The 11,325-nt window shown below is 71.3% G+C and carries 12 protein-coding genes; 10 read left to right on the forward strand and 2 right to left on the reverse strand.

The features are described 5' to 3' along the window. The 5 genes from AC3WRT_RS12955 (at position 1) to aroQ (ending at position 4,098) form a co-directional block, all read left to right on the forward strand. Positions 1-702 carry a prepilin peptidase gene (locus tag AC3WRT_RS12955; RefSeq protein WP_492722490.1) on the forward strand — a complete coding sequence of 234 codons (702 nt, stop codon included), beginning with the start codon at positions 1-3 and terminating at the stop codon, positions 700-702. Positions 703-775: 73 nt separating this feature from the next. Continuing rightward, the gene (gene aroC / locus AC3WRT_RS12960; RefSeq protein ID WP_492722491.1) at positions 776-1,996 is read left to right on the forward strand and encodes a chorismate synthase; all 1,221 of its coding nucleotides are present in this window, start codon (positions 776-778) and stop codon (positions 1,994-1,996) included. Beyond that, a complete protein-coding gene (locus tag AC3WRT_RS12965; protein ID WP_492722494.1) occupies positions 1,990-2,526 on the forward strand; it encodes a shikimate kinase in 537 nt (178 codons plus the stop codon). The genes aroC and AC3WRT_RS12965 overlap by 7 nt, the downstream gene beginning before the upstream one ends. Continuing rightward, positions 2,523-3,650 (forward strand): 3-dehydroquinate synthase, encoded by a 1,128-nt coding sequence (gene aroB, locus AC3WRT_RS12970; protein ID WP_492722497.1) that lies wholly within the window; start codon positions 2,523-2,525, stop codon positions 3,648-3,650. The genes AC3WRT_RS12965 and aroB overlap by 4 nt, the downstream gene beginning before the upstream one ends. 10 nt (positions 3,651-3,660) lie before the next feature. Next, the gene (aroQ, locus tag AC3WRT_RS12975; protein WP_492722500.1) at positions 3,661-4,098 is read left to right on the forward strand and encodes a type II 3-dehydroquinate dehydratase; all 438 of its coding nucleotides are present in this window, start codon (positions 3,661-3,663) and stop codon (positions 4,096-4,098) included. A 306-nt stretch (positions 4,099-4,404) separates the two neighbouring features. On the opposite strand, the gene AC3WRT_RS12980 is transcribed toward aroQ, so the two are convergent. Next, entirely contained in the window at positions 4,405-4,998 is a 594-nt protein-coding gene (locus AC3WRT_RS12980) for a YdeI/OmpD-associated family protein (protein ID WP_492722502.1), read from the reverse strand. An 830-nt stretch (positions 4,999-5,828) separates the two neighbouring features. Between AC3WRT_RS12980 and AC3WRT_RS12985 the strand changes: the two genes are divergently transcribed. From AC3WRT_RS12985 to AC3WRT_RS12995, 3 genes are all read left to right on the forward strand, one after another. Then, entirely contained in the window at positions 5,829-6,413 is a 585-nt protein-coding gene (locus AC3WRT_RS12985; protein WP_492722504.1) for a DinB family protein, read from the forward strand. Positions 6,414-6,667: 254 nt separating this feature from the next. Then, positions 6,668-7,390, forward strand: coding sequence for a hypothetical protein (locus tag AC3WRT_RS12990; protein ID WP_492722506.1), 723 nt, complete (start codon positions 6,668-6,670; stop codon positions 7,388-7,390). Between the two features lie 224 nt (positions 7,391-7,614). Beyond that, positions 7,615-7,908: a hypothetical protein gene (locus AC3WRT_RS12995; protein ID WP_492722508.1), complete on the forward strand. Its 294-nt coding sequence runs from the start codon at positions 7,615-7,617 to the stop codon at positions 7,906-7,908. A 34-nt stretch (positions 7,909-7,942) separates the two neighbouring features. Here the strand turns inward: AC3WRT_RS12995 and AC3WRT_RS13000 are convergent, their stop codons facing one another. Further along, complete coding sequence (locus tag AC3WRT_RS13000; RefSeq protein WP_492722509.1) at positions 7,943-9,991, reverse strand: HelD family protein; 2,049 nt, start codon at positions 9,989-9,991, stop codon at positions 7,943-7,945. A gap of 271 nt (positions 9,992-10,262) precedes the next feature. Between AC3WRT_RS13000 and efp the strand changes: the two genes are divergently transcribed. Together efp and nusB are read left to right on the forward strand one after the other, a co-directional pair. Next, on the forward strand, positions 10,263-10,826 hold the full coding sequence (gene efp, locus AC3WRT_RS13005; RefSeq protein ID WP_492722511.1) for an elongation factor P: 564 nt from the start codon (positions 10,263-10,265) through the stop codon (positions 10,824-10,826). A 16-nt stretch (positions 10,827-10,842) separates the two neighbouring features. Continuing rightward, positions 10,843-11,256, forward strand: coding sequence for a transcription antitermination factor NusB (gene nusB, locus AC3WRT_RS13010; RefSeq protein WP_492722513.1), 414 nt, complete (start codon positions 10,843-10,845; stop codon positions 11,254-11,256). The last annotated feature ends 69 nt before the right edge of the window (positions 11,257-11,325 follow it).

The following is an 11,325-nucleotide window of genomic DNA, read 5'->3' on the forward strand; positions in this document are numbered from 1 at the left end:
ATGACGTGGGTCGACCCCGTCGGGTCGCCGTGGTGGTTCGTCGTGCTCATCGCCCTCGCCGGTGGACTGGTCGGCGAGGTCCTCCGACGGCGGCTGGCCTCGGGGGGCTACCGGCTCGACGACGAGACGGGGCCCCATCCGCGCGTGTCGTCCCTGATCGTGCCGATCGCTCTGGCGCTGCTCTGGGGCCTGCTGGCCTGGCGCTTCGGGCCCGTCGCGCTGTGGGCCCTGACCCCTGCCTACCTCGCCTTCGCGTTCGTTGCCGTCGCTCTTGCCTGGATCGACGCGGACGTGCACCGCCTGCCTCGCGGACTGACCCGGCCGGCATACCCCCTGCTCGTCGGGCAGCTCGCGCTCGCGTCGCTCGCGTCGGGGGACTGGGAGGCCCTGCGCCGAGCGGCCATCGCCGGCGCGGCGCTGTGGACGATCTACTTCCTGCTCGCCCTGGTGGCGGCACTGCTCGGCAGCGGCTTCGGCTTCGGCGACGTGACGCTCGCAGGGCTCGTGGGGCTCGCCACCGGCTACGTCAGCGTGTCGACGACCCTCGTCGCGTCGTATGCCGCGTTCATCCTCGCGGGGGTCTACGGGCTCGTGCGTCTCGTCCTGCGCCGCGGCACGCGCAAGGACGACATCGCGTTCGGGCCGTGGATGCTGCTGGGGCTGCTCGTCTCGCTCGTGGTGCAGGTGCGCCCGCTCCTGTGAGCCGGTCGCCCGCGCCGGTTCCGCGGAGCGGGCACGTCGGGGACGGTCCCGGGCTGCGTGGGAGGATCGGGACATGTTGCGTTGGTTGACCGCCGGTGAGTCGCACGGCCCTGCCCTCGTCGCCATGATGGAGGGCCTCCCAGCGGGGGTCGAGGTGGGCGCGAAGAACCTGCAGGCCGCGCTGTCGCGGCGTCGCCTCGGTTACGGCCGCGGGGCCCGGATGAAGTTCGAGCAGGACGAGGTCGAGTTCCTCGGCGGGCTGCGCCACGGCGTCACCCTGGGATCGCCGATCGCCGTGCGAATCGGCAACAGCGAGTGGCCCAGGTGGACGACCGTCATGAGCCCCGAGGCCGTGAGCGACGAGGCGTATGCCGCCTCCGACGACGTCAACGCGGAGAAGGAGGTCGCGCGCAACAAGCCGCTGACCCGACCGCGGCCCGGCCACGCCGACCTCGTCGGCATGCAGAAGTACGGCCATGAGGACGCCCGTCCCGTGCTCGAGCGCGCCTCGGCCCGCGAGACGGCCGCCCGCGTCGCGCTCGGTGAGATCGCCGCGCGCTTCCTCCAGCAGTCCTACGGCATCCGCCTCGTCTCGCACACGGTCTCGATCGGGACGGCCGGTGTGCCTGAAGGCGCTGCGCTGCCGACGCCCGACGACGTCGAGCGCCTCGACGCCGACCCGGTGCGCGCCCTCGACCCCGACGGCTCGACCGCCATGGTGGCCGAGGTCGACGCGGCCCGGAAGGACGGCGACACCCTCGGCGGGGTCGTCGAGGTCCTCGCCTACGGTGTGCCGCCGGGCCTCGGGTCGCACGTGCACTGGGACCGCAAGCTCGACGGGCAGCTGGCCCAGGCGCTGATGAGCATCCAGGCGATCAAGGGCGTCGAGGTCGGCGACGGCTTCGAGACGGCCCGTCGCCGCGGGTCGCAGGCGCACGACGAGATGGAGCTGGTCGACGGGGTCATCACCCGTCGCACCGGTCGGGCCGGCGGCACCGAGGGCGGCATGTCGACCGGTCAGGTGCTCCGAGTCCGGGCAGCCATGAAGCCCATCAGCACCGTGCCGCGAGCGCTGGCGACGGTCGACGTCGCGACGGGGGAGGCGGCCACGGCGATCCACCAGCGCTCGGACGTGTGTGCCGTGCCGGCCGCCGGCGTGGTGGCCGAGGCCATGGTCGCGCTGGTCCTCGCCGCCTCGTGCCTCGAGAAGTTCGGGGGCGACTCGGTCACGGAGACCTCGCGCAACCACGCGGCATACCTCGACGGCATCCGGGAGGGGCTGCGCACATGGTGAACGAAGCAGCCACGCCCGCGCGTCCCGTGGCCGTCGTCGTCGGCCCTCCCGGCGCCGGCAAGACCACCGTCGGCCGGGCGCTCGCCACGCGCCTCGGCGTCCGCTTCCACGACGTCGACGCCGCCATCGAGGCGGCCCAGGGCCGACCGATCTCCGACATCTTCGTTGACGACGGCGAGTCCGTGTTCCGCGACCTGGAGCGGGCCGAGGTGGCCCGGGCGCTCGCCGAGGAGCGGGGCGTCGTGTCGCTCGGCGGGGGAGCCGTGATGGACCCGCTCACCGAGTCGGCGCTCGCCGGCCACGCCGTCGTCTTCCTCGACGTCGCCATCGCCGACGCTAGCCGGCGCATCGGCTTCGACCGCTCGCGTCCACTGCTGTCGGTCAACCCGCGTGCGACGTGGGTGGCGATGATGAACCAGCGCCGTCCCACCTACGAGCGGGTGGCGACCGTGCGGGTCGACACCGCCGGGCGCACTCCCGACGAGGTCGTCGACCATGTCGTCATCGAGCTCGAGGCGGCCCGCGCGTGAGCGGTGACACCGGCCCGACGACCATCGCCGTCGGCGACGACTACGACGTCGTCATCGGCTCCGGCGTGCTCGGGCGCGTCACCGACCTGTTGGGCCCCGACGTGGAGCGGGTCCTGCTCGTCCACGCCCCGACGCTTCCCGAGCTGGCGTCCCGGGTGACCGCGTCGCTCGAGGAGGCGGGGTATGCCGTTCAGGTCGCCGAGGTGCCCGACGCCGAGGCGGCCAAGACGGCGGGCGTCGCCGCCGACCTCTGGGCGCGTCTGGGGCAGGCGGGCTTCACCCGCTCCGACGCCGTCGTCGCCGTCGGTGGGGGATCGGTCACCGACCTCGCCGGTTTCGTCGCGGCATCGTGGCTGCGAGGGGTGCGCGTCGTCCAGGTGCCCACGACCCTGCTCGGCATGGTCGACGCGGCGGTCGGCGGCAAGACGGGCATCAACACCGCGGAGGGCAAGAACCTCGTCGGCGCCTTCCATCCGCCGGCCGGTGTGCTCTGCGACGTCGACGTGCTCGCCACGCTGCCGCGGGCCGACCTCGTCGCAGGACTGGCGGAGGTCGTCAAGTGCGGCTTCATCGCAGACCCCGTCATCCTCGAGCTCGTCGAGTCCGCGGTCGCCGACGACGCGGGGCGCGCGCGCAGCGCTGCCAACCCGCACCTGCGCGAGCTCATCGAGCGCGCCGTGCGCGTCAAGGCCGACGTCGTCGCCGCCGACCTGCGCGAAAGCTCGCTGCGCGAGATCCTCAACTACGGCCACACGTTCGGGCACGCGATCGAGCAGGTCGAGCACTACACGTGGCGCCACGGCGAGGCGGTCAGCGTCGGCATGGTCTACGTCGCCGAGCTCGCCCGCCTCACCGGTCATCTCGACGGCCAAGAGGGCGACGCCCTCGTCGCCCGTCACCGCTCGGTCCTCGAGTCGCTCGGTCTGCCCACGACGTATGCCGCCGGCCGCTGGGACGAGCTGCTGACCGCGATGCGTCGCGACAAGAAGTCGCGGGGCTCGAGGCTGCGGTTCGTCGTGCTCGACGGGCTGGCTCGTCCGGCCCGGCTCGCGGGGCCGGACGACACACTGTTGCAGGCGGCCTACGGCCTCGTGTCGCGACGCGTCGGCGCACGCGCTCACTAGACTCGCGGCCATGACGGCACCCACGGTCTTCGTCCTGTCGGGCCCCAACCTCAACCGGCTCGGCACCCGTGAGCCCGAGATCTACGGCTCCGACACGCTCGACGACGTCCACGCCGCCGTCCAGCGCGAGGCACGTGACCTCGGCCTGGTCGCCGACTGCCGCCAGACCAACCACGAGGGCGAGCTCATCGACTGGCTGCAGGAGGCCGTCGACATGGGCGCCGACGTCGTGCTCAACCCGGGCGCCTTCACGCACTACTCGTATGCCGTCCGCGACGCGTGCGCGATCGTGACGACGAGCGGTCGCAGCCTCGTCGAGGTGCACCTGTCCAATCCCGCTGCGCGCGAGGAGTTCCGGCACACCTCGGTCGTCGCCGGCGTTGCCACCGGCACGGTCGCGGGCTTCGGCCTGCAGAGCTACCTGCTCGCTCTGCGCGCCCTCGTCTGACACCAGAGTCTCGTCGACTCAGGCGGTGAGAAGGCGGAGAGCAGCTGCGTCCGGCGCCGGAAGGGAGAGCCAGGGGCGGCATCCCGGAGGTGACCTGGAGGTCCCCGTCTCGCTTCCCGTCGCGAGGCCTGACTCTTACCCACAGCCGATGTCCGGACGTTCCGCGGGGCGACACCGGTCGGCGTAAGGCCCTCGTCCCCTAGTCGTTTGCTGGCCAGGATCGAGCGGCTGACGTCCGGAGGTGGTACGCCGCCGTGAGCGACCTCGTCCCGGCCGATCCGCGAGATCGCCGAGCCTGGCCACCAGTCAGTGGACGGTCTCGTGGTTGTGGCACATCTCGACGAACCTCGCGATGCGCGTGGCCCGGGTCGCCGGCTTCTTCGCATCGTGGACGCGGTAGAGGATCGCATAGCGGTTGGCGCCCGTGAGTGTCTCGAAGAACGCCTTGGCCTGCGGGTCGGCCGCGAGCGCGGCAGCCAAGTCGTCGGGGACCGTGGCGCTCTTCTGACCGGGATAGGCCGCCGCCCACCGGCCGTCGGCCTTCGCCGCGTCGACCTGCGCCTGCCCGGCCGGGCGCATGCGATTGGCCTCGATCAGCGCCTCGGCCTTGTCCCGGTTGGTCTGCGACCACTTGCTCCGCCGCCCGCGCGGAGTGAAGCGCTGCAACCAGTAGGTCTCGTCGTATCCCCGCTTCTGCCCGTCGATCCAGCCGTGGCAGAGAGCGACGTCGAGCGCCTCGACGTAGGTGACCGTCTCGGCCGCGCCCATCTTGCCAATCTTGAGCCAGAAGCCGCGGTGGTCGGCGTAGTGCTCGGCGAACCAGGCCTCGCAGTCGGAGACGGTGGCGAAGGAGATCACCGACTGGCCGGCCAACTCCTCGGGCGTCACCTCGTCCGACATGCTGCCATCCTGTCACCGCTCACCGACAGGATGGCCGGCTTGGCGGCTGGCAGGCGTCTTGGTGATCGCTGCTGCCTACTGGCACGACCGCCGCAACCGCGACCGCGCCGGTGCCACGCACGACATGGAACGAGCCGCTTGCACGTCCCGCGGCGAGGCCGACCGTCACCTCGGCACGCATGTGTCGCCCCTGCACGGCGATCGCGGGCCGCTCGGATGCAGTTGAGGGCACAGAACCAAACGTCGTCCGACCACAGGTGCTTGAAGCTCGTCGAGTGCGAGCCAACGGTCCCATGGCCGACACCTGCCCCAACTCCCGACCCATACAGGAGCCAACGGCGGCGGTTGGATGAGCGGCTCACTCTCATATCGTGAATCGTCAATCGAGGAGACCGACTGCGGAGCCGAAGCGAAGACTGCTGTGCACACAGCCGTCCTCGACGGACCACTGACGGTCGTCGCGGACATGTAGCTGGCTGCCACTATCGCCGACCACCTGTGCGCGTCGCTGCCGAAGCACGTCGGCACCCTCTTCGACTCGACGTCACGGCATACTCCAAGCCACGCGATCGTGCATGAGGGCCGCCGGGGGTGTGGCGAGCCGACTCTGTCGGCGCTCACCGCCTGGAGGCGCCGGGGAGCGCGATGCTCACACGCGTACGCCGTCCCGCCCGCGGCCAGCAGCACGACCGCTCCAACTACCCGCCACGGTCATCGGCCGACGCGTCCCCGGCTCTCGTGGGCGGTGGCGCGCAGGGGTGACCTGCGCTGCGCTTTCGTCTGGGCACGGACACGTAGCGCGCGCCGGAGGTCATGGCAGAGTGGCGAGCATGGTGGAGGACCCTCTCACGGACGGCGATGCCCGGTCGGAATCCGGCCTCACCGACGACGACTTCGCGCCGGTCTGGGTCGACGACGACCGCCCGCGCATCCCGCGCGTGGCCGGCGAGCGTGAGGCGCTCACGGCATACCTGGAGTACTACCGGGCGACGGTGGAGATGAAGTGCCGCGGGCTCACCCCAGAGCAGGCGCGGACCCGCTCCATGCCGCCGTCCACGATGTCCGTGCACGGCCTGGTCCGACACCTTGCCGGCGTCGAGCGCTGGTGGTTCCAGCAGAACTTCGAACGCCGAGACGTGCCGTTCCTTTTCTTCACGGAAGACCAGCCCGACCTCGACTTCAACCCTCCTGCTGACGCCGACTTCGCCGCCGACCAGGAGACCTGGCGCGCGGAGTGTGCCGTATCGCGCGAGATTGTCGCTGCGCACGACCTTGACGACATCGCCAGGCCTCTGGACTGGTACGAGGACGTCGACCTGCGCTGGCTGGTGCTCCGGATGATCACTGAGTACGCCCAGCACTGCGGACATCTCGACCTGCTGCGCGAGGGGGTCGACGGGAGCATCGGCGCATGAGCGCAGTAGGCCGGTGCACCCCACCTGCATCTTCGAATGCCACGGCGCGGGCATGCTGGATCTCGACTGCTCCACGTCGGGAAGGGTGGCGATGCCGCAGATTGCCTCGTGGTCGGCAACGGAGTGCTGTGCGGGAGGTGCCGGCCACGGCATACGAGCTCGACTGGGTGTCAGTGAGCGGGCCAGCTGGATTCGTCTCATCACCAGATCCATGGTCGGCTGACGGCCGTACCTACTCGGCGGATGATGGGCCCATGCCCAACGAGCCGTCGACCGGTGCCCAGCCCGGCCTGCCCGGTGCCGTCGGTTCCGAGCAGACGCGTGCCGCATCCTCGCCGGAGACCTACGTCTGGCCCCTGGTCGCCCTCACCCTGGTCATCCTTCCGCAGGTCCTGGTGCCCGCGAGAATCCGTGAAGGACCGCCGCTGGCCGTCCCCGCCATCGAGGCGATGGTCGTCCTCATCCTCCTCGTCGTTGCTGCCAAGCCTGGCCCTGTCCCGCGGGCTGCCCGCCCCTTGGTCCTGTCACTCTTCGCCGTCCTCATCGGGGCGAACACCGCCGCCGCGGCCAGGCTCGTGACACTTGTCCTGCGAAGCACTCCTCAGGGCGAGACGCCACCGACGGTGACCCAGCTGCTCGTCACGGCTGTGACCCTGCTCGCGACCAACATCGTCACCTTCGGGCTGCTCTACTGGCAGATCGACGGCGGCGGCCCCGACGCGCGCCAGGCCGGCGCTGAGCGCTATCCCGACTTCCAGTTCCCCCAGACCTCCACGGAGGGACTGGCGCCACCCGACTGGCAGCCACGATTCCCCGACCACCTCTACGTCGCGTTCACCAATGTCGTCGCGTTCAGTCCCACGGACACCCTCCCGCTGACCCGTCGCGTCAAGGCGCTGATGGCGGTCCAGTCGATGATCTCCTTGGCAGTTCTCGCCGTGGTGCTCTCCCGGGTGATCAACATCCTGCCGTCGTGAGCGGTGCCTCGAAAGCCGAGCTCAGCCAACACCGCGAGGCGCCGCCCGCGGCCTGACCTAGGTCGACGTCGTTGGGAGCAGCTACCCGATCAACGGCCGCGCAGCGCACGAGATCGTCCTCGTCCACACGGGGAACCGCACGGCTCCTGCCCTGAGACGGGCTCGGGCATCGCCGCGCGCCAGTACAAGCGCCCTCGGCCGTCGGGCCGTGGGAGCCTGCCATCATGAACGAGGACGAGGACCTCGTCATCAGCGCGATGGCGATCAACGTTTCCATCCCGGAGCCGCTGCGGTGGACCGACACCCGCCGCGGGCAGACGTTCCGGCTCGACACCCTCAACGTCCGGATGCTGCCGAACGGACACCTCGCGGCCAAGGCGTACGGCCGGCCGGTCGAGGGCGGACGAGGGGCGTACGTCTCGTTCGCCGTTCCCGACCGGCCCGAGCTGGCAGCGCTCGTCGATGCAGCGGCCGATCGCGCCGGCGAGGTTTGGGCGGCGCACCGCGGGCTCCAGTGACCACCCGTGTCACGACGCAACCCCAAGCGCCCGGTCAGGCAGAGGCGAGCGCGCCCGAGAGCGGCTCGGCATGCACGACCGTCAGCTCTGACACGGCGCGGGTCAGCACGACGTAGAGACGCCGAAGCCCCGTGCGCTCGTCGGGCTCAGCCGCCGTGATCGCCGCCGGCTCGACGACGACGGTGCGGTCGAACTCCAGGCCCTTGGCGACCCGCGCGGGCACGAGCTCGACCTGGTGGTCCTCGTCGTCACCGTGGTCCCGGTCGAGGCGCCCGTGCGACAGGCCCGCGGCCGCGAACACCGTGGAGAGCCGGTCCACGGCCTCGTCGGCGGCAATGACACCCACCGAGCCGGGGGACTCCGCCGCACGCCGCACCGCGTTCACGACCTCGGCGTCAAGGTCGTCGACCTCCACCGGACGGATGTCGAGCCGGCCGGGGTTCTCACGCACCGACACGGGAGCGCCGAGCCCCGGCGCCATGGACGGCAGCAGCCGGGCGGCGAAGTCGATGACGAGCGCCGGCACGCGGAAGCCACGGTCGAGCACGACGAGGTCGTGCTCCTCCTTGCCCAGGTGGCGCATCGCGTCGTCCCATGACCGGGTCGCCCACGGCGTGGTCCCCTGGGCGATGTCGCCCAGCACGGTCACCGACCCCGTCGAGCAGCGCCGCCCGACGGCGCGCAGCTGCATGGGGGAGAGGTCTTGAGCCTCGTCGAGCACGACGTGGCCGAGGCTCGGGACCCGTCGCAGCAGGTCGTCGAGCTCGTCGAGCAGCGCCATGTCGGCGAGCGACCAGCGGGCCGCGCCCTTCGTCCGAATCGGCTTTTCCCAGAGCAGCATTCCCTGCTCGACGTCCGTGAGGTCGTCACCGGCCGCGGCCCGCAGCGCGCCGGCGTCGGACCACAGCCGGTGCAGGACAGCTTGCGGGTCGAGCGCCGGCCACACCGACGCGACGTACCTCCTGACCGGCGCGGACCGCGCGACGGCGTCCTGAACGCGGTCGTCGGGCGCGTCGCCGGCCCGCTCCATCTCGAGCAGCACGTGGTGGGCGAGCCGCTGGGGGAGGAGGTCACGCGCGGCCGAGTAGCGCACGCCGCGGGCAGCCAGCTCGTCGATGAGCTCGGCGACCTCGTATGCCGGCACGCGCCACTTGCGCACGCCGCGCGGCACCACGAGCGCCTCCGTGGGACGCACGATGCTCGCCCACACGGCCCGGCGCAGCACGACAGCGAGCCGCGCATCCCCCTTGAGGGTCGCCACGTCGGCCGGCTCGTCGGCGCGGACACTGCCGTGGTCGAGGAGGGTCTCGATGGTGGCGTGCCCGACGCGCACCTCGCCGAGCGAGGGCAGCACCGCGCCGATGTGGTCGAGGAACGCTCGGTTGGGCCCGACGACGAGCACGCCCGAGCGGTCGAGGCGCTCGCGGAAGGAGTAGAGCAGCCAGGCGGCGCGGTGCAGCCCCACGGCGGTCTTGCCGGTGCCCGGGGCGCCCTGCACGCAGACGCTGACGGCGACATCGCTGCGGACGATCTCGTCCTGCTCCGGCTGGATCGTCGAGACGATGTCGCGCATCGGGCCGGTGCGGGGGCGCTCGATCTCGGCGGAGAGGAGCGAGCCCGCAATCCCGTCCGGCTGCTCCTGCTCGCGCAGGTGCTCGTCCTCGAGCGCGGTCAGTCGCCCGCGGTCGACCCCGAAGCGCCGCCGCAGCACGACGTCCATCGGGTCGATCGGCGAGGCACGGTAGAAGGCCGTCGAGATCGGGGCGCGCCAGTCGACGACCACGGGATCACCAGCCTCGTCGGTGACGTGCCGACGACCGATGTGGAACTGCTCGGGCGGATCGGTCACGGCCTCGACGTCGATGCGGCCGAAGAAGAGCGTCGTGCGCGGGTCGTCCTGCAGCGAGGCGATGCGCCGCGCCAGCACTCGGCTGAGCACCTCGCCGGAGACGGCGTCGCTGGCCTTGGACGCGTCGAGCGACTCGGCCAGCCGGCGCATCCGCGCCAGCTGCGCCCGCGCGTCGTCGAGGTAGGCCTGCTCCCGGGCGAGCTCGCTGTCGAGTCCGTGGTCGAGCGAGGTCACGCGGCGGCCTTCCTGCAGCGGAACACACCGAGAAGGTGCCAACCCACCGGGATCGGACGCCGGTGAGTCGTGACCTGCTCGGTGTGTTGCGGGGTGGGGGAGCGGGTGAGCCTACACCGGGCCCGTCGGCGGCGGCTCTGTGCGATTCCGCGATCCGCAGGGCGCCCGGCTAGACTCGTGCGGCAACTCCCCACGTCAACGAACGCCCGGGGCTCCTGCGTGCCCAGCGGCACCCGGCGAGCCGGCCGGCATACGAAAGCGGTTTGTCACGATGGCTACGACCAACGACCTGAAGAACGGCATGGTGCTCAACATCGAGGGACAGCTCTGGTCCGTCGTCGAGTTCCAGCACGTCAAGCCCGGCAAGGGGCCCGCGTTCGTGCGCACCAAGCTCAAGGCCGTCCTGTCCGGCAAGGTCGTCGACAAGACGTTCAACGCCGGCACGAAGGTCGAGACGAGCAACGTCGACAAGCGCACGATGCAGTACCTCTACAAGGACGGCACCGACTTCGTCTTCATGGACACCGACACCTACGACCAGCTCAACGTGTCGGAGACCGTCGTCGGCGACGCCGCCAACTACCTCCTCGAGAACCAGAACGCCCTCGTGGCCACCAACGAGGGCCTGCCGCTCTACGTGGAGCTGCCCGCGTCGGTCGTCCTCGAGATCACGCACACCGAGCCCGGCCTGCAGGGCGACCGCTCGACCGGTGGTACCAAGCCCGCGACGCTCGAGACGGGCGCGCAGATCAACGTGCCGCTCTTCCTGGAGTCCGGCACCCGGGTCAAGGTCGACACCCGCGACGGGTCGTACCTCGGCCGCGTCAACGACTGATCGGACGCGAACTCCCTTGGCAGCACGCAGCAAGGCTCGTACGCGGGCACTCGACATCCTCTTCGAGGCGGACCAGCGCGGCCTCAACGCCGAGGCGCTCCTCGACGAGCGCCTCGCCGACCGCGAGTCGCGGGCCGCGAACAACCCCTACACCGCGGAGCTCGTGCGCGGCGTGGTCGGGCGCTGGAACGACATCAACGCGGCGCTGACCGACTACAGCCAGGGCTGGACCCTCGACCGGATGCCCGCCGTCGACCGCGCGATCCTGCGCCTCGGCGCGTGGGAGGTGCTCTGGAACGACGAGATCCCCGACGCGGTCGCCATCTCCGAGGCCGTGGCGCTCGCCACCGACCTGTCGACCGACGAGTCGCCGGCCTTCGTCAACGGGCTGCTGGCGCGCCTCGCGGAGGTCAAGGCGACCATCGTCTGAGACCGCTCAGCCGCCCTGCCTGCAGGAAGCCACCCGTTCGCGGGTGGCTTCGTGCGTATGCCGTGTCGC

The sequence above is a fragment of the Terrabacter sp. FW104-15G4B genome (genome assembly GCF_058790095.1).

Excerpts from the sequence above, each read along its gene's own strand:
- AC3WRT_RS12955 (WP_492722490.1), top strand. The coding sequence starts at position 1 with ATGACGTGGGTCGACCCCGTCGGGTCGCCGTGGTGGTTCGTCGTGCTC.
- aroC (WP_492722491.1), top strand. The coding sequence starts at position 776 with ATGTTGCGTTGGTTGACCGCCGGTGAGTCGCACGGCCCTGCCCTCGTC.
- AC3WRT_RS12965 (WP_492722494.1), top strand. The coding sequence starts at position 1,990 with ATGGTGAACGAAGCAGCCACGCCCGCGCGTCCCGTGGCCGTCGTCGTC.
- aroQ (WP_492722500.1), top strand. The coding sequence starts at position 3,661 with ATGACGGCACCCACGGTCTTCGTCCTGTCGGGCCCCAACCTCAACCGG.
- AC3WRT_RS12980 (WP_492722502.1), bottom strand. The coding sequence starts at position 4,998 with ATGTCGGACGAGGTGACGCCCGAGGAGTTGGCCGGCCAGTCGGTGATC.
- AC3WRT_RS12985 (WP_492722504.1), top strand. The coding sequence starts at position 5,829 with ATGGTGGAGGACCCTCTCACGGACGGCGATGCCCGGTCGGAATCCGGC.
- AC3WRT_RS12990 (WP_492722506.1), top strand. The coding sequence starts at position 6,668 with ATGCCCAACGAGCCGTCGACCGGTGCCCAGCCCGGCCTGCCCGGTGCC.
- AC3WRT_RS12995 (WP_492722508.1), top strand. The coding sequence starts at position 7,615 with ATGAACGAGGACGAGGACCTCGTCATCAGCGCGATGGCGATCAACGTT.
- efp (WP_492722511.1), top strand. The coding sequence starts at position 10,263 with ATGGCTACGACCAACGACCTGAAGAACGGCATGGTGCTCAACATCGAG.